This window comes from Clostridioides sp. ZZV14-6153 (assembly GCF_020657855.1).
GTDB lineage: Bacteria > Bacillota > Clostridia > Peptostreptococcales > Peptostreptococcaceae > Clostridioides.
In genome coordinates, this window is record NZ_JAGWCZ010000008.1 from 114,740 (window position 1) to 138,626 (window position 23,887).

At 26.5% G+C, this 23,887-nt stretch carries 20 protein-coding genes; 7 read left to right on the forward strand and 13 right to left on the reverse strand.

Annotated elements, in window-relative coordinates; translation table 11 throughout:
* Positions 1-61: 61 nt before the first annotated feature.
* A complete protein-coding gene (ytaF, locus tag KGF46_RS11655; protein ID WP_227829509.1) occupies positions 62-685 on the forward strand; it encodes a sporulation membrane protein YtaF in 624 nt (207 codons plus the stop codon).
* A gap of 138 nt (positions 686-823) precedes the next feature.
* Here the strand turns inward: ytaF and KGF46_RS11660 are convergent, their stop codons facing one another.
* From KGF46_RS11660 to KGF46_RS11710, 11 genes are all read right to left on the reverse strand, one after another.
* Complete coding sequence (locus tag KGF46_RS11660) at positions 824-1,402, reverse strand: response regulator transcription factor (protein WP_304521140.1); 579 nt, start codon at positions 1,400-1,402, stop codon at positions 824-826.
* A 4-nt stretch (positions 1,403-1,406) separates the two neighbouring features.
* On the reverse strand, positions 1,407-2,993 hold the full coding sequence (locus tag KGF46_RS11665) for an ATP-binding protein (RefSeq protein ID WP_227829510.1): 1,587 nt from the start codon (positions 2,991-2,993) through the stop codon (positions 1,407-1,409).
* A gap of 112 nt (positions 2,994-3,105) precedes the next feature.
* Positions 3,106-5,085 (reverse strand): FtsX-like permease family protein, encoded by a 1,980-nt coding sequence (locus tag KGF46_RS11670; RefSeq protein ID WP_227829511.1) that lies wholly within the window; start codon positions 5,083-5,085, stop codon positions 3,106-3,108.
* 25 nt (positions 5,086-5,110) lie between these two features.
* The gene (locus KGF46_RS11675; protein WP_227829512.1) at positions 5,111-5,860 is read right to left on the reverse strand and encodes an ABC transporter ATP-binding protein; all 750 of its coding nucleotides are present in this window, start codon (positions 5,858-5,860) and stop codon (positions 5,111-5,113) included.
* A 150-nt stretch (positions 5,861-6,010) separates the two neighbouring features.
* Positions 6,011-7,927 carry an endonuclease MutS2 gene (locus KGF46_RS11680; protein ID WP_227829513.1) on the reverse strand — a complete coding sequence of 639 codons (1,917 nt, stop codon included), beginning with the start codon at positions 7,925-7,927 and terminating at the stop codon, positions 6,011-6,013.
* A gap of 512 nt (positions 7,928-8,439) precedes the next feature.
* Complete coding sequence (locus tag KGF46_RS11685; RefSeq protein WP_227829514.1) at positions 8,440-9,507, reverse strand: RNA ligase RtcB family protein; 1,068 nt, start codon at positions 9,505-9,507, stop codon at positions 8,440-8,442.
* A 251-nt stretch (positions 9,508-9,758) separates the two neighbouring features.
* A complete protein-coding gene (locus KGF46_RS11690; RefSeq protein WP_227861986.1) occupies positions 9,759-10,736 on the reverse strand; it encodes a protein kinase domain-containing protein in 978 nt (325 codons plus the stop codon).
* A 183-nt stretch (positions 10,737-10,919) separates the two neighbouring features.
* Entirely contained in the window at positions 10,920-12,179 is a 1,260-nt protein-coding gene (locus tag KGF46_RS11695; RefSeq protein WP_227861987.1) for a VanW family protein, read from the reverse strand.
* A 251-nt stretch (positions 12,180-12,430) separates the two neighbouring features.
* Complete coding sequence (locus KGF46_RS11700) at positions 12,431-13,060, reverse strand: endonuclease/exonuclease/phosphatase family protein (protein WP_227829516.1); 630 nt, start codon at positions 13,058-13,060, stop codon at positions 12,431-12,433.
* Positions 13,061-13,252: 192 nt separating this feature from the next.
* Positions 13,253-13,414 (reverse strand): hypothetical protein, encoded by a 162-nt coding sequence (locus tag KGF46_RS11705; RefSeq protein WP_227434804.1) that lies wholly within the window; start codon positions 13,412-13,414, stop codon positions 13,253-13,255.
* 342 nt (positions 13,415-13,756) lie between these two features.
* A complete protein-coding gene (locus KGF46_RS11710) occupies positions 13,757-14,917 on the reverse strand; it encodes a DUF819 domain-containing protein (protein WP_227829517.1) in 1,161 nt (386 codons plus the stop codon).
* A 485-nt stretch (positions 14,918-15,402) separates the two neighbouring features.
* On the opposite strand from KGF46_RS11710, the gene KGF46_RS11715 reads away from it, so the two are divergent.
* The 6 genes from KGF46_RS11715 (at position 15,403) to KGF46_RS11740 (ending at position 21,319) form a co-directional block, all read left to right on the forward strand.
* Entirely contained in the window at positions 15,403-16,443 is a 1,041-nt protein-coding gene (locus KGF46_RS11715) for a M42 family metallopeptidase (RefSeq protein ID WP_227829518.1), read from the forward strand.
* 379 nt (positions 16,444-16,822) lie between these two features.
* Complete coding sequence (locus KGF46_RS11720; protein WP_227434807.1) at positions 16,823-17,074, forward strand: TM1266 family iron-only hydrogenase system putative regulator; 252 nt, start codon at positions 16,823-16,825, stop codon at positions 17,072-17,074.
* Positions 17,075-17,088: 14 nt separating this feature from the next.
* The gene (hydF, locus tag KGF46_RS11725; RefSeq protein ID WP_227829519.1) at positions 17,089-18,297 is read left to right on the forward strand and encodes a [FeFe] hydrogenase H-cluster maturation GTPase HydF; all 1,209 of its coding nucleotides are present in this window, start codon (positions 17,089-17,091) and stop codon (positions 18,295-18,297) included.
* Positions 18,298-18,332: 35 nt separating this feature from the next.
* Complete coding sequence (gene hydE, locus KGF46_RS11730; protein ID WP_227829520.1) at positions 18,333-19,418, forward strand: [FeFe] hydrogenase H-cluster radical SAM maturase HydE; 1,086 nt, start codon at positions 18,333-18,335, stop codon at positions 19,416-19,418.
* Complete coding sequence (gene hydG / locus KGF46_RS11735) at positions 19,419-20,795, forward strand: [FeFe] hydrogenase H-cluster radical SAM maturase HydG (RefSeq protein WP_227829521.1); 1,377 nt, start codon at positions 19,419-19,421, stop codon at positions 20,793-20,795.
* A gap of 89 nt (positions 20,796-20,884) precedes the next feature.
* Positions 20,885-21,319, forward strand: a complete 435-nt coding sequence (locus tag KGF46_RS11740; RefSeq protein WP_227829522.1) for a hypothetical protein — start codon at positions 20,885-20,887, stop codon at positions 21,317-21,319.
* A 72-nt stretch (positions 21,320-21,391) separates the two neighbouring features.
* Here KGF46_RS11740 and KGF46_RS11745 read toward each other — a convergent pair whose 3' ends face one another.
* Both KGF46_RS11745 and KGF46_RS11750 read right to left on the reverse strand, forming a co-directional pair.
* Entirely contained in the window at positions 21,392-22,711 is a 1,320-nt protein-coding gene (locus KGF46_RS11745) for an aminotransferase class III-fold pyridoxal phosphate-dependent enzyme (RefSeq protein WP_227829523.1), read from the reverse strand.
* 294 nt (positions 22,712-23,005) lie between these two features.
* On the reverse strand, positions 23,006-23,794 hold the full coding sequence (locus KGF46_RS11750; RefSeq protein ID WP_227861988.1) for a putative ABC transporter permease: 789 nt from the start codon (positions 23,792-23,794) through the stop codon (positions 23,006-23,008).
* Positions 23,795-23,887: the final 93 nt, after the last annotated feature.

The following is a 23,887-nucleotide window of genomic DNA, read 5'->3' on the forward strand; positions in this document are numbered from 1 at the left end:
TCTTTTTACAATACTATAAATATATAAGTACAAAATTTAAGAGAAAGGATGTTAATCTACTGTGATTGAATCAATTTTATTAGTGACTTCTCTTTGTATAGATGCCTTTGTAACAAGTTTTGGATATGGCGTAAATAAAGTTAAAGTTCCTTTATATTCGAATATAATTATTAGTGTGGTTTGTTCAGCAATTTTGGCAATTTCACTTTTTGCAGGTACAATAGCCAGAGACTTCTTACCTCAAAATATAACAATGTTAATATGTTTTTTAATTTTATTTTTATTAGGAAGTGCTCGATTAGTTGAGAGTTTCTTTAAATCTTATTTTAAGAAAAAATCCATACATTCAAAAGATTACAAATTTAATATGCTAGACCTTAAATTAAATTTTAATGTCAGTGTTGAACCTGATACTTTAGATACAAATAAATCTAAAATTCTTAAATCTGCTGAAGCATTTACACTTGCACTTGCTTTAAGCTTAGATGGATTAGCTATTGGATTTGGGAGTGGTCTTGTAGGTGTAAATTATATACAAGTTATCTTGTTTTCTCTAATTTCAAATGTAATAGCAGTATCATTTGGTTGTTTACTAGGAAATGTATTTGTTAAAAATATAAATCTAAATTTATCTTGGTTAAGTGGTTTGATTTTACTAATTATTGGATTTATGAAAATATGTTAACAAAAAGGCTATCTTAAAATTTTATTTTAGATAGCCTTTTTATATATATTTTAAAAGATAAAAACTTCTATTTAAATTTAATTATTATATTAGATAAAAATTGACAATCAAATACCTTTACTAAATTACAAACTTTTCTTATTGCATATTAAGTTTAATATATCCAAGCTGAACTCCCTTTGTGACAGCTTCTAATGAAGAAGATACATTTAGTTTATCAAAAATATTTTGGATATGATTAGACACTGTTCGCTCACTTAAATATAATTGACTTGCTATATCTTTTCTCTTAACTCCATTATATAGAAATTGCAATATTAATTTTTCTCTATCCGTTAGCTCTTCAATATATTTTATTTCATCTGGAAAATAATTATATCCATTTTGAATCTGATTTAATATTTCAATAAATTTATCTGGCTCGATATTTTTATTTATAAAGCCTTTAGTACCCATTTTTTGAGCTTCATACTTATATACAGGTAAATCATAACCCGTTAACATGACTATATTTACTTTAGGTATCATTCTTATAATGTCTTTTGCTAGAGACAACCCATCATTATCAATCTTTCCTAAATTAATATCAATAAGAATTATATCGGGTTTTTCATTTTTAATTATTGAAATTACCTGGGAAATATCTTTAATATAAATAAATTTTTCTATTTCAGTATAATCTTCCAATGCAATTTCTAAGCTTTTTGCAAATAACACATGGTCATCTATTAATAAAATATTTATAATAGTTCTCTCCTTCCATAGGAATTTTTACACTAATACTCAATCCAGAAGCTGTCTTATCAATATTAAGAACGCCATTTAACCTATGTAATTGTTCTTGAATAGATGATAGCCCATTATTTTGATGTCTTATTAAATCATATTCACTTTCCACTCCTACTCCATTATCTAATACTGAAAGAATTATATCTTTATTTTTTTGAATTAGTGAAATTTCGATTTTAGAACAATTTGAATGTTTAAAAGCATTTGTTACTAACTCTTTTAATATACGGTATATAATAAAATTATATGGCTCAGCCAAAAATATATTATCTTCACATGTAAAACAAATTTCTATATTTTTAGATAAATAATTGCCTCTAATCATAACAAACATATTTTCTATATTTTCTTTTAATGTAAGTGTTTTTAATAATATTGGATGATAATTTTGCATTTGGTCACGAATAGATAAATTTAATTTTTCTAATGTACTTACGATTATATATTTGACATCTGGCTTTTCAGATTTTTTCATCATATTTTTAATTGACAGTAAATCTTGTAATATTTCGTCATGTAAATAATTGGAAAAATCCTTTTTAAGTTCTTCCTCATTATATATCTGCATTAGATTATTTATTAAATTACTTTCTTGTACATTAAATTTTTCTACTGAATTTTTATTGCAGATGATATCATCAATATTTGTGCAAATTAAAATAAAATAAAGTAAAGTAAACCAAAATATACAATGTATTATTATAAAACATGTAATTATATTAAGGTCTAATAGTTTTCCAATTCCAACAAAAAATACACTTATTAGAGAAATAAAAATCAATCTTTTTTTACCATTTAGCATAGTAGTTTGTTTTATATCACCCTTATCCTTTATAGCAATATTATGGATACTAAATATGGCTAATGATACAATTAAATACATTCCTAGATTCTCAACATATTCCTGTTTTTTAGCAAAAACTATAGCATATACAAGAAATATAAATAATAAAATAGCTGAATATATAAAATTTCTTTTCTCACACTTTAAAACAAGTATCACAGTCTTTTTATATAAGATGATTAAGAATATAAAGCTTATAAAACTTATAATTATTTGTAATAAATAAAGTAGTGCAAACAGATGATTATCAATAAATTTTGAAACGACTGTCAAAACACACATAAGTTTCAATATAAATTCTAAGCTTTTCTGGTAGTTGTATTTGTAATCTTGAAAGAAAAATACAAATAAGAATCTTACACTTTCAAAAACAATAATGGGACTTAGAAAAAAAATTAATTCAGAAGATATTTTATTGTTATCAAGTAAAAATAAAAAGTACCAAGAAATCAAAACAAGCAAGTTTGTAAATTGTACAAGCACTCTATTTTGTTTCAAATTAATTAATTCAATGTACATTATATCAACAACTATAATAGATACAAGTAAAAGAGTGAAAATGGAAATACTTTTAATATTTTTATCATTAAAAAATTCATAAATTAGAAATAATACTATCAATAATTGATTTATTAATATAAAAATCTTTCTTTTATTATAATTGCCTTTGAACATATTAACTCCTTTCTGATAATTAATTATATGATAACATTACATAACTTGTAAATTAATTTATACATACGATGCTTATCTTCTATCTTCCAAATATTTTATAAAATTTTTAATACTATTTTTTAAGTACTATTTTATAACAAGAATACTTCGTCAAGACATAATATCCTACATATACGAGTGTAAATATTACAATTGCAAATACTATTGGAATTATTACAGGTGTATTACTTCCTAATATATTATCTATTAAAGCAGACTTGTAAGCAATTAATCCAAAGATACTATGTAACATCCCTAATATATATGGTATAGAAAAAAACACTAAAATCTGATTCTTAATTATTTTCTTTATATTTTTTTGACTATATCCTATTTTACTCAATATATTAAAACTGTTTCTATCATAAATGGCATTAGAAATACTGTGAAAATACAACATACTTCCTGTAGCAATAAAAAATATAACAGAAAGAAAGCTAATCAATAAAAAAGTCGAACTACTCTCATGCACAATTTCAAATTTTCTTTGGTAAGCACTTATAAAATATGGATTATCCTTTAATAAATTTTTAAGTTTTTCATAAATTTCTTTATTATCTCTCATACCTTTTCCATCAATACTTATGATAGAATTTCTTGATAGATTATTATATCTAGATATTTCATTGTATAATTTATCTGACACTATTAATGTCCCAATACTATTAGAGAAACTAATTGGATTATTCAATGTAGTATCTTTTATAACTACATCTACTTTTTTATCTGAATATAAATCTAAATTAAGGATTTTCCCTTTGTCCACATTTTTTTTACTTGGTCTATATTTTACTAATATACTTTCATTATAATCTAGAGGTTTAAAATCAAGTTTTTTCCCTTGTTGTTTAATTAATTCTATATAATCAGACTCTGATATACAATCAAATCCAGAGATTCTTCCTTTATCTTTGCCAATAGAATACTCAATCGGTAAATTCTTTGATGAAGAATTTACCTTTATAATATTTGTTTCATTGTATTTAAAATTTTCTACTAGTTCATAATCTCTTACAGCATTAATAATTTTATCAACATTAATTTTTTCTTCTACCTTAAATTCGATAGCAGAAGGTACTATACGAGAAACTGCTACTACAGGATAATAAATTGATAAAACAGTAGACGCAAATATACATAATGTTCCTGCTGACAGTAAAGTTAATAAAATTAATGTTTTTGCATTAGAACGTATGGAGTAAATAAACTTAGGAATTGTAATAATCTGTATTTCTCTATAAAAATGATTTTTTTTAGTCTTTAATATTCTAATAATATAAGGTAAAAATGAATTTATAAAAAAAATAGTTCCAACAACTACACAAAGTAAGGTCAATATAGCAATTGGAGAAAATCCAATACTATACCAAACAGAATCCTTTCCTCTAGTCATATCAAAAGCTAGTACATATCCTAATACAAGCATAAAAATACCTATAAAAGCTATCAAAGGTCTTATTCTAATCTGTTTTTCTTCATTTTGCTCTATTTTTACTAAATTAAGAAGAGAATTTCTTCGAATCAATTTCCAATTTGAAAAATATAGTACAAGTAATATAACAATTAAAAATAATAGACTAGAAATAATAGCATTTTTATTAAAAAAGAGTATCTTTGAACTATCTATATTTAAATTTAATGAATACACTATTATATATATAATAAACTTATGTAATAATGAGCCAGTTAAAATACCTATAATAAAAGCAATTATACAAATAAATACATTTTCTATCATAACTAATTTTAATATATTTGATTTTCTATATCCCATCAAGGTGTATATGCCAAGCTCTCTCATTCTACGTCTTATAAAAAATCTATTTGAGTAAAGCATATAGAACAATACAAATGAAATTATAAAAATTGAAATAGTTTTTGTCATAGTTTCGACTCTTCCATCAGATGAAATTTTATTCATTATAATATCATTCATAGAAAAAGATACAAAACTAAAAAATATCATGAGTATAAAAGCTACAGAAAACAAATACAATGAATAAAACGAAAAGTTTTTCTTAAGATTCTTTTTAGCAATGTTATATATATTCATTTTTATTACCTCCTTTTAATGTATATTAATATATTTCTTCTAGTTTAGTGGTCTTACTAACTATAGCTTCAAAGAAATCTTTATGATTTTTTTCATTTTTTTGAAGTTCATCTATAATTTTACCATCTCTAAAAATCAAAATTCTATTACAAAAACTAGCTACATAAGCATCATGCGTTACCATCAATATAGTAGTTTTTAATTCTCGATTTACATCACTTAGTGTTTTTAGTAACTCATTTGCTGATACTGAGTCAAGTGCTCCAGTTGGTTCATCTGCAAGTATTATAGATGGTTTTTTTATAATCGCTCTTGCTGCAGCAACCCTTTGACATTGACCACCAGATAACTCATTTGGATATTTATACAAAATTGAATCTATTCCAAATCGTTTTGTCAATAACTTGATAGAATCTTCAATTTCACTTGGTTGCATATGTTTTAAAGTAAGTGGTACAGCTATATTTTCAAAAACATTCAAACTGTCAATCAAAAAGTATTCTTGAAATATAAATCCAATATTATCCTTTATAAAATCTGCAGTAGAGTTATTATTTAATTCTTTTAAATTTACACCATTAATTACTATCTCACCACTACTTACACTATCTATTGTAGATAATACGTTTAGTAAAGTTGTTTTTCCAGAACCTGACGCCCCCATAATTCCAACAAATTCACCACAATTCACCTCAAATGAAACATGATTCAAACTTGGCTTTTTATTTTTACTATAAATCTTTGTTACATCTTTTACAGATAATAGAACATCCATATTTATACCTCCTTTAATATTATTTCATCTATGTTTAAAGTATAAATTTTTACACACAAAAAAACATGAGTAAAATACGCAAAAATAATCGCATTTATTACTCATGTTTTGTAAAATAATTATTTACATTTTAAATAGTCATTTGTGTTTTTATATTTGTTTTCTATTTTCTTTAATTTCTTTTTGAATCTGTTTAAGAGCTTTTTTTGAACCTCTCTGAATGTCTTTTTCCAATTTTCTATCTTTAAAACTAGTAAACAATGAATTTAAATCATATCCTTCAGGATATAACTCTTCTGCTTTTATACTAAGTTCTAATCTTTTTATATTTACTAATACAAAATTGTCTTTAAATAATACTTCTACATTATTAAACTTATCTCTAGGTTTATACACAACTCCAAAGTCATTTTCATCCAATAATTTTACTTTATCACCTGTATCATACTCTGTATAATGGGAAATAAATTCAATATTATCTTTATTTTCAGTATTGGATTGTAATTTACTTCTCTTAACTAAATCTAAATTGTAGTTTCTATCAGTTATATATTCTTTAGCTCTACTTAATACCTTATTTTTTATTCCCATTTTTTTAGAAATAAAAAGAGCATTACTATCCTCAGATTTTCCTATTGTTAACTTATATAATGGTTCTAAAGTTTCTTTATCAAACATCATACCTGCATTTTCAAATTCTGGATGCAAGTTAGCAAACTTTTTTATCTCACCATAATGAGTTGATGCTATTGTTATACATCCCATACTATAAAACTCTTCTAGTAATGATATTGCTAGTCCTGCTCCTTCATTAGGTTCAGTTCCACTACCTATCTCATCAAATAAAACAAGTGTAGAATTATTTGATGAGTTCATAATTTCTGCAATATTTTTTATGTGTGATGAAAAAGTACTTAGAGCATTTTCAATACTTTGATTATCTCCTATATCTACAAATACTTTTTCAAATACACTTAGTTCACTGTCTTCTTTAGCAGAAATATCAAGTCCACATTGAACCATCAAAGTTAATAGACCAACAGTCTTAAGAGTTACAGTTTTTCCACCTGCATTAGGTCCTGTTATTACAAGACTTCTATAATTTTTACCTATTTCAAAATCTAAAGGTACTACATCTCCTGTTAAAAGTGGGTGCTTACCTTTGATTATTTTTATATATCCATTGTTGTTTATTTTTGGAGTAATACCATTTATTTTTTGGCTATATTTAGCTTTTGCAAATACCATATCATATTCAGAAAGTATTTCTATATTTAACTTTATCTGAACTATTTTATCAAATATAAGCTCTGTTAAATAAGATAATATCTTGTATTCTTCAATAGTCTCATCGGCTTTTAACATAGTCAATTCTGTACTTAAATTTGACACACTTATTGGTTCAACGAATACAGTATTTCCTTTTGATGAAGTATCTAATATAGTACCATCAACTTCATTTTTATAAGAAGATTTAATCGGTATTACATATCTATCATTTCTTTTACTTATTATAAACTCTTGTATATACTTTTTGTTTATACTTGATGTTATAAACTTATTTAATCTATCTTTTATTTTTCCTTCTGTAATTTCTATATTTCTTCTTACCTTTTTTAATTCTTTACTTGCATTAGAATCAACTTTGTTTGATTTTATGCAGTAGTTTATCTCTTCCTCTATGTTTTTACATTCTGTTATATTTAAAGCATAAGAACTTAATGTAGGCGAATAAAATTCTTTGTCTAACATAAAAGCTTTCATCTTCCTACAACCTCTTAAAAAATCCTCTATATTTACAAGTTCAATAGGTTCTATTATCATTCCTTTTTCAATTTTATCTATTGTAGAACCTGCATTAAACAATCCTTCAAGTGGTATATGATTACTGTTTTCAATTATTTTTCTAGCTTCTTTATTTTCTTTTAATTTTCTTCTTACTACTTCAATATTTCCACTAGGAGTTAATTTGTCTATTAGATTTCTTCCAAGTGAACTTACACAATGTATTTTTATTAATTCTTTAACTTCATTTAATTGTAGTCTTTCAATTGTATTACTATTCATTATTTTACTTTCTCCTTTATTTATAAGTCATGAATTTTAAATAACTATTCCACTTACTTTTATAATAATTATTTGTAATCGACTTAATAAATAAGGAATTATTATGCATTAAACTCCTTATTTATTAAGAAGTCTAACCCCGGACTCACTAATGTTAGTATTTTTTTTCATAAAACACTGCTCCTTTTCTATTTTCAATTAACTATTTTAGTCACTTTAACATTATTTCATAAATTATATCCTAGTGTCAATATAAATAAATTTATTTATCTTTTAACATAATAAAAAACCCTATAATGCTCACTATTAAAACAAAAATAATGCTTATTCTTTCATTTATATCCATAATTTCTTATAGAGTCTAATTTTATAAAGATTACACATCATAGAGTTCATCTCTTTAAATTATCATACCTAAAAAAATATAAAAAACAGCTGATAGTATCAAAACATTCTTATATGCTTTAACAAAATCAGCTATTTTTAATTTAATATATTTTTAATTTTTAAAATTACCCTTTATAAGTAATTAGTGGTTTCATAGTTGCCACTACTTGAATAAGTTTATATTCTATCAAACTTTCAATAATTTGTTCTATATTTTTATATGCTTCTGGAGCTTCTTGAAATAATAAATTTATATCATTACATAGAATATAGCTTTTAAATTTAGTTTGTTTTATAGTGTCTTTATTATACTTGTTTTTAAGACGAGATTTACAAATTGAACGAGACCATTTTCTACCAGCTCCATGTGATAGAGAATATAAAGACTGTTCTGTATTTTCAGTAGGCATAACTATATATGATAGACTTCCTCTTGAACCAGGTATAATTACAGCTCCTCTTTCACTTGAAACAGCACCTTTTCTATGTATGAATTTATCTTCTCTTTTTTCTATAAAATTATGATTTATAGATAATATTTTTTCAATATTTCCAGATATACCTATTGATTGCATAATTTTTTTGCTAACAATTTCACGATTGCGCTCTGACCAGATTAAAGCTTTATCATGATTTATCATATAATCTCTTTCTTTTTCACTTCCAACTTCAATACCATTTTTGTTGTAGAACTTTTTAAGTATAGTTTCTCCATAATTTCTTGACCCACAATGAACTAACATCATTATGTCATCAGATGAAAATCTTAATTGCTCAAATTTTTCTTTATTGTGAATTTCATTTACACATTGAAATTCTATAAAATGATTTCCACTTCCAATAGTTCCCAAATTTGATATTGGACATTCCTCTTCATGTGGATTCATTATTTTTACATCAGATAAATCTTTAATTTCAGAAAGACGTTTAATCCATCTATCTTTTTTAAATTTCTTTTTGGAGATTCCAGTTTTAAATAAAGTCATTCCACAACCTATATCATTTCCAATTATATGTGGATAGATAATACCTTCAGTTTCAACTGCTAGACCCACAGGTATTTTACCTGCATGTAAATCAGGCAATCCTACTATTCTTAAAATTCCATTTAATTTTGAAATATCTTCAAGTTGTCTCTTTGCTATATCTTCAATCCAACACTTGTTATTTGCTATTACTTTTATTTCACTCATACTTTGCTCCTTTTTAATATACTCCTGCCTTTAAAAAGTAGCAAAAAGCTGTGACTTTTAGCCACAGCTTTTTTATTTTTAAACTACAAAAGCAGGTGGCTATTTGTTAAAATACTCTTAAACGTTTAATACCTCATCATTTTTTGCTAACATAATAACCACTTCCTCTCATAATTAAAACAATACTAAAATTTTAATCTATATGTATATTATTTATAGACATTTATTTTAAAATGTACAATATATAATTTTTATATTATAGAACCTATAATAATCATTGAAATCATAACTATTGCTAAACCAGCAACAACAATTTTTTTATGTAATTTTCTTCTCACTTTACTTTTATCTTCTTTTTTGACCTGAACAATTTTTTTTGGTTCTTCTTCTACTTTATCTTCAACCTCTATATATGCTTTTTCATACATTACCTTGCTAAGGTCAACAATAATATCATTAGCTCTAGTATACTTATTATTTCTACCAAGTAGCCTTTTTATAACATTTATAAGTTCTATATTTCCATTAATTGCTCTTATACTATTCCAGTCTAGTCCTTTATCAATCAATTGTAACATCTTTTCTTCTGAATTTGCTTCTCCAAAAGGTAATTTCTTAAATATAGACTCAAACAAAATAAGACCTGTTGTGAAAAAATCACTCTCTCTATCAGTATAGTTTATACATAGTTGATGTGGGCATAAATACTTTCTATTTCCATAGCTTCTTGTATTAACCCCATTATTTGCTCTTGTAATTCCAAAATCACAAATTTTAATATTATATTCTGTATTCACCATTATACTACTTGATTTTAAACTGCCATGATATGAATAATTTCTATGTATCATTTCTAAAGCCTTTAAAACTTGTATCATTATATTTATAATTGCTTCTAGATGAAGATAATTACCTAGAATTAATTCATCTAGGCCAATACCATCAAAGTCTTCGCTTACAATATAATACAATGTTGTTTCTTCTGTACAATGAATCCCAACATCAATTATTTTTAGTATATAAGGAGAGTTTATTTCATCTAAAGCAGTACTTTCATCAATTAAATTTGATACAAAATCTTCACAAATATAGTTATTGTGTTTTATAACTTTTATCAACACATTTTTTCTGTAAAAAACATCCCTAGCCTTATAGATTTTGTTAATTTCTAAAACGTCATCAGAATTTACTACCTCATACCTATTGCCTATAAAATTCAACCCTGTCACCTCCTCATACATTTTATATAACTAAATCTATTTATAATTATACCAATATATAGGAATATTTTCTATATATTAATGATTCTAATATCAAAACGACAATTAATAAGTCTACTCTTATACAAAAAACAAGAGAGTTCTCAACTCTCTTGTTTTTTGTATCAATTCAATATTAATCTAAAAAATAATCTATTTTTTCAATTCTTTATAAGAACTATTTGATATATGTTCTCTTTTTATGACTTTCCCACTTGAGTCTTTATACACTCTATATGTAGAATATTTATCTTTTCCAGTGTTTTTTACTTCTATAGATATATTTGGTTTGTCACCAGAATTGCCATATACTATAGATGATACACTTCCTCCACCTGCATAATTTTTAATATATATGGGATGGTTATATGGATTTTTAAATTTTAAATTTAATCCTCCATCACTTACTGTAGCATCTCTACCTCTTGGCACATAAGTAGATGCAGATGAGTGATTTGTAACTTGTGTTATTTCCATACCTGAAAGGAGAGCTGCATTATAAACTGTTGAAGATGTTTGACAAACACCTCCACCTGCTGATTGCTCTAATTTCCCATAAACTATAACTGGTGCATCTTTGTAACCATTAGCTTTATTGCTAGGCCCTGTAAGTTTATTATATGAAAATTCTTCACCTGGCATTAGTAAAACATCACTAGTTTTTCTTGCTGACAATGCCACATTATATGCTCTACCTGATACAGATTGAGAATATGTTGTTGAATATTGGCCTATAACAGAATTCACAGATTTTACTTGTTCTGTCGTTATATCTGGTTTTTGAAGATTTACTTTTAGTTCTAAAGACTTGTACTCTTTATTTTTTATCATGTTGTATATAGATTCTTTATTTGATGCCAAGTCAAATTCTCTACCTACAACAGACTCTGTGTAATTTAATCCACCACTTCCAACACTAATTGAAGCATTTTTCATTTTAACATTGATACTATCAGCTACTGAAGATACTTGAGCACTAAGTTTTGCCTCATCATATCCAGATTCTATTTTTAGGGCTAGCTTATTTATTCTTATATCGATATACTTCTTTAAGTTTTGAAAGTAAGAACCTTTTTTTGTACTCTCATAAGCATTTTTTACAACTTCTTCTGTGTTATATTTTAAATCAATATCATTTGGAGATATTTTATAATCTTTTCCATCATAAGTAAGATTCAGGTCTTCTGGAGTATACTTATCTGTTATAGCTTTTAATGCTTCTTCTTTGGTCATATCAGATACATTTATATCTTCTATATATACATTTTTAGCTATTTTCCCATTATATAGAAATTTGTTGTTAAAAAAATAAGTAGACACACCTATTGCTACAGCTAAAACTGCTAATACTATTATGAAAGTTCGTTTTTTTTCTTTTCCTAATTTTGAAACTCTTGTTGTACTTCTGCTCATAAATTCACCTCATTTTAACACTAACTTAATTTATCTTAATTTTGCTTATTAAAGTTTCCCTTTCAAAACTACTTTAGATTATATTTGAATAGCTTTTTTTAAACAAGGTATTTAAGCAAATGTAACTTTATTGTAAATTTATGTCTTATAATTAGATTTCTTTTTGACACTTTTTAATTATATTTTTTTAATTATACCTTAATAAAAAATTTACCCCTTATTTACGAATATTGATTAATCTACATTAAAAATTAAATATATCCTATTACTGGATAATGGTCTGATAAATAAATCTTTTCTACTATATATCCTTTTAGTTTAGTTTTTCTATCAGCAAAAATATAATCTATCCTAGAATTTGACTTTTCAAAGGTTGCTAAGTGAGATTTATTTAAACAAACAGCCATATCATTAAACATATCTAAAGAGATATTTTTTTCATTGAAATCACCACATAAAACAACAGCTCCTACTAATCTATTTCTGTAGTCTATTATTTCATCTAGTTGCTTTGTCCTCTCTTCTCTATCTAAACCTAAGTGTGTGTTTATAATATTTATAATTCCTCCATAATCATCTACAGTTATACAAAGTGCTCCTCGCTGTTCTTTTTTACTAGTTAAAAAAAAATGATTATTGTTTAATATTTTTAATTTTGTAAATGTACAAATTCCATATATCATATTTACCTTTTTTACATTTGTGGCAAATACACCATCCATATTTAAAACAGCCTTTAAAGCTAAAAATTGAGGGTATAGTACTTCCTGCAAACAAACCACATCACAATTTAATTGTTTTAAATACATTCCCATTTTAGGTAATGTCAATTTATTATTTGAATCCATACCTTTATGAATATTGTAGGTTACTATTTTCATTAATATCACCTCTTATGCAGTATTATGCCCTTGAGATTTAAACTCATTTATTTTTTAGTCTATAAAACACTGTACTGCTTTCTAAAAGTCAAGTAATCACAGATTTTATCACAAAAAACCTAACTTAAGTATTTATATTCTACATAAGTTAGGTTTTACAAAATTTTATAGTATTTATAATTTTATGCATTTTTAATGATGATTCTCCTTTTTTATTTTTTTCAATTTGCCTTCACTTACAACAAATAAAAATCCCATCTTTTTATATATTTCATCTAATTCAATTAAAGTCACTTCACCATTTTTTAAATTTGTTAATGTTATATCTTGTATTTTTCTTGATGGAATTATCATAAGTTATCAACACTCCTTTAAATTCTTTTTATCTTTATATTTAAATATATTTATGTATTGTTATATATATTCATAAATTATTAAAATAATTTCAAAAAACATCCGTTCTGCAAACATTCGTTCTATATGCTTATTATACATCATACAAACGTTCGATTCAATATAAAAATTAAATATATATCACTATTGGTAAATTTTACAATATTATTCACTAAATATGTCAAAATAGCTTTTTGAAATAACTTATTTTGTCAAATAAAAAAAGTTATTTCGATAAAAGTGTACACTTAAATTGAAATAACTTTTCTGATATGAATTATTTAGCTTTATACTATAGTTTCATTAAGCTAACATATGTAATATTTGAGTCACTATAAGAGCACAATAAGTTCCTATAACATTTCCTAAAAGCCCCATAAGTACACCTACTGGAATTAATACCGGATTATGAACCCCAGCAATCATTGGTGCTGTAGTTACACCACCTATATTAGCTATACTTCCTACCTCACAAGTAAATAAGTCTAATTTAAATAGTTTTGCAAGTCCTATAAATGAAATAGCATGTACAAGAACTACTACTAATCCAAACATTATGTAAACAGGAGCCTCTGATAGTCCAAAGAAATTTGCTTTACTTCCTGTTGCTGCAAGAAGCAAGTACATAAATACATTTCCCACTAATGTACTTCCTTTAAGTTTTGATATCTTAGTCATACCTAACAGTATTGATACTGTAGATGCAACAAGCACTACCCACATAGTCTCATTAAGTATACCTGAAGTTGGAAGTATCTTAGATACAATCTGTGCAAATGCTGCAACTCCAAATCCAACAGACAATAAAGTCATAAGTTCCACAAATGTAGGTGCTGTATTATCTTTATTTTCTTTCTCAAGCTTTGCTGTAACCTCATCTATAAAACTTGTATCACATTTTGTCCATTTGTTGAATTTAGGGCCAAATTTTACAGACATTAGACAAACAGACATCCATACTGTATATCCTATAGAACCCATAAGTATTGCATAGCTAAGCCCTTCTTCTGCAACACCTAGAGCATTAGCTGCTGCAATCATATTTGATGAACCACCTATCCATGACCCAGATGCTGCACCAAGAACTTTCCACGAATCTGCACCCATTGAACCTTTAAAAATTATAAAAGCTATGATAAATCCAAGCATAAATGTCAATGTAGCGCAGAAAAATGATAATAACATTTTAGGTCCCATTTTTAATATTTTTCTTAAATCACATTGAATTAATAAGAATACTAACATTAATGGTAGAAAATTTACTGTTATTATATTCTGATATATACCAACTTCTTCATTTTGTGCAAATAAACCAAATGATGCAAGTATAGCAGACCCTAAATAAATTAAAAGCATTGGATTAATAACATCAAATATCTTCCATTTTAATTTATCAACCATGTAAAAAATGCCACCTACAAATACAACTAAAAAACTACAAAATACGAATCCGTTTTCAATCACATTATACACATCCTCTCTTTTCCTAAGTGATTCAGATTTTTTATAATTCCTAATAAAAATTTTTCTCAGAATAATCCAAATAATTAAAATAAACTTTTATATATATATTTAGCTAATTAAATACATATATAACCAACTATTTACATATATTAATAAAGGTTTACAGATTAATTACTTTAAAAACGAATAATCTGAATTTAAAATCTTTTTCAACAATTATTTTATTACTAAAATCTTTATTTGTAAAGAGAATTAAACTAAATATCTCATTTATTTGTTTTTATTTGTTTATTTGTTTTTTATTTATTTTTATTATTTATACAATAAAACTATTTTTAACTTAAACCTATATAATATAAATTAATTTTACCTTATATATTATTTTTTTTAATAGATTTAGAAATTTTTCTTTCAAATACAGTTTTCAGAACATTCGTATTTATGTTATAATTTGTATGAATATATATTTTTTAGGAGGAAATAATATGAACTTAAATTTAACTAATACTATAAATTTAATGAAGAAGTATCTTGATATACCAAGTCCAGCTGGATATACTGAAAATGCAGTTTTAGAAAGCAAAAAGGATTTTGAAACTTTAGGTCTTAATACTACTCTTACAAAAAAAGGTGCACTTATAGCTACTCTTCCTGGTGAAGATGATTCAAATCAAATAACAATATCTGCACATATGGATACACTTGGTGCTATGGTAAAAGAAATATCACCAGATGGTACTCTTAAATACCATAAAGTTGGTGGTGGTTGTTGGGCCGCTATAGAGGGTGAAAATTGTACTGTTATAACTAGAAAAGGTAAAAAAATCAGAGGAAGTATTGTGTTTAAATACGCTTCTACTCATATATATGGACAGACAAAAGCTGCATCTGAAAGAAATGAAGAAACAATGATTATTAGACTTGATGAAAAAGTATTTAATAAACAGGATGTTTTGGATTTAGGAATAAGTGTTGGAGATTTTGTATGTCTAGACCATCGTTTTGAAGCTACAGAATCTGGTTTTATAAAATCTAGATATATAGATAACAAAGCAGCTGTAGCAATGGTTCTTGAAATAGCTAGATACTTTAAGGAAAACAACTTAACACCTAAACATACTACTAACTTCTATATAAGTAATTATGAGGAAATTGGACATGGTGTCTCTAAAGCTTTACCTGAAAAAACTAGAGAATTTGTAGCAATAGACATAGCACCTACTGGGCCAAGTCAAACATCTAGTGAACATGGTGTGACTATAGTTGCAAAAGATAACTTATCTCTATATGATTTTAATTTAAGAAATAAACTTGTAGATGTTGCAGAAGATAATAATTTAGATTATGCTGTTGATGTATTTACTTTTTATGGTTCAGATGCTTCAGAGGCTATTCGTTGGGGAGAAGATGTTCAAATAGCTTGTGTTGGCCCTGGAACAAATAATAGCCACCACTACGAAAGAACTCATATAGAAGCAATTGAAAATACTCTAAAACTTCTTATAAATTATATGCTAAAAAAATAATTAACTATATATTTTATTAAAGTCATTTCTTTGTAAATAACCAATTTTTATTTTTATTTTTATACAAAAATTGGTTTTTCTATAGACTTAATTTCGATTTACTACTATTATATAAGTAACTTCAATTTTCTTTAGTTAATTTTTATATGATTCACACAAATTGTATAAAAATTTTCTTTAGTTAATTGTTGTTAAAATAAATTTTACAAGCTAACCCTACCAGAAAAGAGTTATCTAATCTGTAAGGAAATAGTTTAATATAGCACATTATAATTGTGTAATTAATAACTTTTCTTTTGTAGAAACTTTTCTTTAAAAAGAAAAGTTTTTTGATTTTGGATTTGTTTAAAAACATATTTTCTGAGTTAGGAGGATATTTATGAAAAAGGTTGCGGTTATAAGTGCTATTTTGGAAGAACCAAAAGAATGTCAGCTTAAATTTAATGAAGTTGTATCGACTTTTAAAGGCATTATTAAAGGTAGAATGGGAATTCCTTGTGAAGAAGAGGGTGTCTCAATTGTATGTATAGCAGTTGTTGGCGAAATGGATATTATCAATAGTTTGACTGGTAAATTGGGAAATATACCTCATGTATCTGTAAAAACTAGTATATCAAAAAAAGAAATTTAAGGTGGTGAGTACAAATGAGTCTAAATTCTACTCCACAATCAATAAGAGTACATATAGGTCTCTTTGGCAAAAGAAATGCAGGTAAATCTAGCGTAATAAACGCTATAACAAATCAAAGTGCTGCAATAGTATCAGATATTGCTGGAACTACTACAGACCCAGTATTTAGACCAATGGAAATCCTTCCTATAGGACCTTGTGTTCTTATAGATACTGCTGGTCTTGACGATGTTGGTGAGCTTGGTGAGCTTAGAATAAGCAAATCATTAGATATTTTAGAAAAGACAGACATAGCTTTACTAGTAGTGGATTGCCAAATTGGTGTGTCAAAAGAAGATTTATCACTAATTGAAAAGTTTAATGATAAAAATATACCTCATATTTTAGTACTTAACAAGATTGATACAATTAAAAATCAATCTGAAATTTTAAGCTTAACTAAAAATAAAGTTAAATGTCCAGTTGTTTCTGTCTCATCAACAGATAAAATTGGAATTGAAGATTTAAAAAATGAAATAATAAAGGTTTTGCCTAAAGATAGCAATGAGTTTAAATTGGTATCAGATTTAATTGAGCCAAATGATTTAGTTGTCTTAGTCGTTCCAATAGATAAGGCAGCTCCAAAAGGTAGGCTTATACTTCCTCAACAGCAAGTTATAAGAGATATTTTGGATACTGGAGCAATTTCTATAGTTACAAAAGAAGATAACTTAAAAGAAACTCTATCTAATTTAAGTAAAAAACCTAAGCTTGTTATTACTGACTCTCAAGTATTTCCACAAGTGGATAAAGATACTCCAAAAGATATTCCTCTTACATCTTTTTCTATATTGTTCGCTAGACAAAAAGGAGACCTTAAAGAATTAATTGATGGTGCCTATGCTTTAGAAAATTTAAAAGATGGTGACAAGGTCTTGATGGCTGAAGGTTGTACTCATCATAGACAAACTGATGATATTGGAACAGTTAAAATCCCTAATATGATTAGAAAGAAAACTGGTAAAAATATTACTTTTGAATTTAGTTCTGGAGTATCCTTCACTGAAGATATAACTAAATATGCACTTGTAGTTCATTGTGGAGCTTGTATGATGAATAGAGCTGGAATGTTATCTAGAATAGAAAAGGCAAAATCTTTCAATGTACCTATCGTAAACTATGGTATTTTAATAGCATATACAAAAGGTATTTTAGAAAGATCACTTGAACTTTTCAATTACTAAAAATTTAACTATATTTAATAAATACATATTTAGATATGACTAAAAATAAGATTAAATACTTTATAGATAAACTTTACAGCATTAATTCACTAAGCTTTGATGAACTACTATACTTAATAGAGAATATCGACAATGAAGAATATAACTTTGAACAAAATTTGAGAAACTATCTTTACAAGCAAGCTAGCGATATGAGAAATAAATACTATGGAAATAGAGTCTACTTAAGAGGGCTTATAGAACTTACAAACTACTGCAAAAACAATTGTTACTACTGTGGTATACAATCTTCTAACAAAAATATTACAAGATATCGACTTTCAACGGATGAAATACTTGAATGTTGTGATATAGGTTATAAGATAGGATACAGAACTTTTGTTTTACAAGGTGGTGAAGACACATATTTTACTGATGATAAGATATGTGAGATTGTTTCAAGTATAAAAAATAAATATGAGGATTGCGCTATAACATTATCATTAGGAGAAAAAAGCTATGACTCCTATAAAAAATACTTTTTAAGTGGTGCAGACAGATATCTTTTAAGACATGAAACTGCTACAGACAGCCATTACAAAAAATTACATCCGCCAAACATTGAACTTAGAACTAGAAAAGAATGCCTTAAAAACCTCAAGGAAATTGGTTATCAAGTAGGTGCTGGATTTATGGTTGAGTCACCATTCCAAAGCAATGAGGACCTTGTTCGTGACTTATTATACCTAAAAGAGTTAAATCCTCATATGGTTGGTATAGGACCTTTTATCCCACATCATGATACAATCTTTAAAGATTATAAACATGGTGATTTAGAAAAAACACTACTTATGCTTTCAATTACAAGACTTCTACTTCCAAAAGTCTTATTACCTGCTACAACAGCTCTTGCATCTATAAACCCTAGTGGTAGAAATGCAGGCCTTTTAGCTGGTTGTAATGTAATTATGCCAAACCTTTCTCCTCAAGAATTTAGAAAACAATATTCTCTTTATGATAACAAAGCATTTACTGGTCAAGAAGCTTGTGAATATCACCAGAGTTTAGAGGAAAATATCAAGTCGCTAGGACTTAAAGTTGACTACTCTCGTGGTGATAATATTGAATGGAGGCGTTTGTAAATGTTCATAAAACATGAACTTATTAATTCTTTATTAGAGGATGCAAAAAATTCAACTTCTGATGATATTGAGAAAGTGCTTGATAAGGCTGATAGAAGAGAAAAACTTAGCTATAAAGATATAGCTACACTTCTTGAAGTAGAAGATAAAAAACAACTTGATAGATTGTTTAGTATAGCTGGGCAAATAAAAAATGAAATATACGGTAATAGAGTGGTTTTATTTGCCCCTCTCTATGTATCAAACTACTGTGTAAATGAATGTGTTTACTGTGGTTTCAATACATGTAATAAATTTAAAAGAAAAAAGCTTACTATGGACGAAGTAAGAGAAGAAGTTAAAATACTGGAAAAAATGGGGCATAAAAGACTTGCTTTAGAAGCTGGTGAAGACCCTAAAAATTGTGATATAAACTATATATTAGACTGCTTAGATGCAATTTATTCAACATATAATGAAAATGGAAATATAAGAAGGGTAAACGTTAACATAGCAGCTACTAGTGTAGATGAATATAAACTATTAAAAGAAAAAGGAATAGGAACTTATATACTATTCCAAGAAACATACCATAAACCAACATTTATAAAGATGCATGGTCAATCTATAAAAAATGACTACTACTACCATTTAACAGCTTTTGATAGAGCTATGGAAGCTGGAGTTGATGATGTTGGTGCTGGAGTTTTATTTGGTCTAGCTGATCCTAAATTTGAAGTTTTAGGCCTTATGATGCATAATGAACATCTGGAAGAAAAATTTGGTGTAGGATTCCACACTATATCTTTTCCTAGATTAAAAAAAGCTGAAGGTATGAACTTAGAAAACTTCCCTCATTTAGTTTCTGATGATATGTTTAAAAAAATTGTAGCTATAACTAGATTAGCAGTTCCTTTTACTGGAATTATAATGTCTACTAGAGAAACTGCCGAAATGAGAAATGAATTACTAAAATATGGTGTATCGCAAGTTAGTGCAGGTTCTCTAACAGGTGTTGGTGGATATAAAGCATATGAGGATGGTGACAATACAGATCAATTCGAGGTTGGAGACCACAGAAGTCCTGTAGAAGTACTTAAGGAACTAATCACTGATGGATATATACCTAGTTACTGTACAGCCTGTTATCGAAAAGGTAGAACTGGGGATAGATTTATGAGTTTAGCTAAGAGTCGTCAAATTCACAACGTCTGCACACCAAATGCACTTACTACATTAAATGAATTTTTAATTGATTATGGTGATGAAGAACTTAAAGTTATGGGTAAAAAACTTATTACTGAAGAAATAGCTAAGATAGAAAGAGAAGACATAAGAAACATTGTATCTAACAATATGACTGCTTTAGAACGTGGGGAAAGAGATTTATACTTATAAAATTTTATTCATTGTATATTATTATTGTATATTCTATAGGTTAGTAGTAATATTATCTAAAGGGAAAGTTTAAGGGAGGGAGATTAACATTGAAAGATAACAACAATACCAATAAAACTATTCAATTTGGAGAAAAAAAAGCTAGCCTAGAAAACAATATTCAAAAAAATAAAAATGTCAAACTTGACGATACACACAAAGTCATTCCTTACCCTAAAAATAGAAAAAAGGATGATAAAAAGAAAAATAACAAAAAAAAGAATACAAATATAAACAAACATAAGGTCAATAGAGATAATTATGGACATTCTTTTTTTAATAACAAATACAAATATAAAAGAAAACCATATGTTATTGCTTTATACACAGTAATTTTTATTCTTTTAGCAATTTTGATTATAACAAAATTGACAGATAGTTCGAATAAGGGTAACTACTCTCGTAATACTGTTTCTGATACTCACAAAAGTAATACCCAAAACATAACCTTTAATGAATCGACTAATCTTCTTACTTGTGGGTAACTTAAAAGAGTTATCTCATTTCAGAAATTACTTTCTAAAATTGAGATAACTCTTTTTTATTTAATATCTATTTTACCAACCTTGAGTTACTTCATAAACTTCGTCACCAATTCTACCATTTAAATAATCATCTATTGCAGAATCTATAATGCTCATTGCTTTATCTACCTGTTCCTTAGTTATTACTAGAGGTGGTTGTACTCTTAAAGTAGATTGTCCTAAGAATATCATTATCAAACCAGTTTGTATACATCTATAGCATATCTTAGCTGTAGCATCTGGATATTTTTCAGTAGAACCTTTTCCTTTAACTATATCAACTCCTATAGATAAACCTAAGCCTCTTATTTCTCCAATTATATCGTATTTTTCTTTTAGTTTTTCAAATCCTGCTTTAATATAATCTCCCATTTCTATACTCTTTTGAAGTAAGTTTTCTTTTTCAATTATTTCTATAGATTTTAAAGCAGCTACACATACTGTTGTATTTCCAGCTAAAGTAAATAGATGTGCTGGTGCATCAAGACTTTGCATTATTTCTGTTCTTCCAACAACTGCTCCTAAAGGTAATCCTCCACCAACAGATTTTCCAAGAACTATAAGGTCTGCTTCAACACCAAAGTTTTCTATACCAAACCATTTACCTGTTCTTCCCATACCTTGTTGTATTTCATCACTTATAAGTAGTATTCCATTTTCTTTACATATTTTACTTAATCCTTGAATCCATTCTACTGGAGGCACTATTATCCCTGCATCTCCTGCAATTGGTTCTATAAATATTGCAGCTACTTCTTCTACTGGTAAGTAGTGTGCAAAAGCATATTCCATTTCATCTAAACATTCTTTAGCAGTTCTATTTTTATCTGGATAATGGAAGTGATAAACTTCTGGTAATAATGGACCCATTTTTCTTCTCATATTTGTACTTAATGCAGATATAGATATAGCTCCATAAGTACTTCCATGATATGACTCACACATAGATATTATTTTTGTTCTTCCAGTATATCCTCTTGCTAATTTTATAGCAGCATCTATACAAGCAGAGCCTGTTGCGCTGTATAATACTTTCTTATCATTATCTCCAGGGGCTATTTCCACAAGCTTTTCAGCTAATTTTACAGGAGGATCACTATGGAAATATGCAAGTGTATATTGTGTGATATCATCCATTTGTTCTTTAACTGCTTGTGAGATTTCCTTATTTCCATGACCTACATTTGCAGAGCCTGCACTTGCTAAAAAGTCTACATACTCATTACCTTCATAATCATATAACATCGCACCTTCACCTGATTTAAATGCTACTGGATAATAAGGTATTTTTTGAGTTTTAGCAACATATTTTTTTTCTTCTGTACTTATCATTTGACTAGTTATCTCGCTCATTGGCAAATCATTCCCCTCTTTAAGTAAATTTATATTTTTAGAATTATTGCAATTTGTAAAGATATTTTTATATAAAATTCTTTATATACTAATGTTAGTATTTTTGACACAAATTGTCAATATATGTTTTTATAATTTTCAAAATATTTGTTATTCAGAGATAATATATTTTGTTTTCAGCAAATCAACTCTATTTCTCTAAAAAATAAAGAACTCTATTCTATTATAATAGAGTTCTTTGCAAATTATCTTATAAATACTATTTTTCTGTTTATTTTTAATTAAATCATATTATCATCTTTTATTATCATTGATGATTTCTTTAAAGTATTGTAATTGTTCTTGTTGTTTTTTATGTTTTATATCTGGAAAAGCCTTGATAATTCTTTTTTGTAAGATAATATTAGATTCTATACGGTCTAATTTACTGTTTATTTTATTTAATTTTTCTCTAGCTTCTAATTCTTCACTATTTATTGTTTTAAATAAAGCTTGTATCTCTCTTCTATCAAACTTATCTAATTTCATATTTATACCATTTAGGTCTGTAATTATTTCATCTAATAAATTGAGCTTCATATCTAATTTTTTAAGTGATATGATAGTAACAATTAAATCCACAATTGTCCATAAAGTCGTAATTACCACTATTGAAATTAATATATTATACGGAATAGTACTTACAATATATTCTATATAGGGATGTATAAATTTTATTATTACAACAGACATTATACCAAAATATATTGCATTTTTTAAACAGACTCTTCCCTTTATATTAAATTTTTGGTCAGAATAATTCCACCATTTAGCATGAAATAATGTTTCTAAAATAAATCCTGTAAAATATTCTAGAATTGTAGTCAAAATCATTCCTATCAAAAATAAAATAATTATATTGTCAAATCTTCCTAGTATTGATATCACAAGTACTGCTCCAAAACCATAAACAGGACATATTGGACCATTTAAAAACCCTCTATTGATTATCCTTTTGCTTGCTATAGAACATCCTGCACTTTCTACTACCCATCCTAGAAATGAATATATAAAAAAATACAAAATATATTTTATTATCTCCATAATTTATCTCTACTCCTTCAACAGTTGATATATTTTTGTGCATAATGTAAAAATAATTATAGAAATAGTTTTTTCGTTTTTTACTTTTGTTAT